Origin of the sequence: Pseudomonas brassicacearum, from assembly GCF_003732265.1 — a bacterium.
Lineage (GTDB): Bacteria > Pseudomonadota > Gammaproteobacteria > Pseudomonadales > Pseudomonadaceae > Aquipseudomonas > Aquipseudomonas brassicacearum_D.
Window position 1 is genome coordinate 1 of sequence record NZ_MOBK01000159.1, and the last position, 295, is coordinate 295.

Sequence of the window (295 nt, forward strand, 5' to 3'; positions counted from 1 at the left end):
GGAATTCGGTCCAGCCACCGACCACGCGCACCCATTGCGGTGTCGGTGTGCGGTCGGCTTGAACCTTGAGCATACGCAGGGCGTCGGCCAAGGAGGGGACGCCTTCCCAACGCAATTCCAAGTTGTAATTCAGGCCACCACGGATCAGGTGCAGGTGCGAGTCGTTGAGCCCTGGGATGACGGTTCGTTTTTGCAGGTCCACCACCTTCGTGGCGCTACCACGCAGAGCCATGGCTTCGACATCACTGCCTACGGCGATAAAGCGACCATCTTTGATAGCAACGGCACTGACCTG

1 protein-coding gene is annotated in these 295 nt (G+C 59.7%); it reads right to left on the minus strand.

Features of this window, described 5'->3' with window-relative positions; all coding sequences use genetic code 11:
- A partial coding sequence (locus BK660_RS30570) for an amidohydrolase family protein (RefSeq protein ID WP_148057498.1) occupies positions 1-295 on the minus strand: 295 nt, incomplete at both ends.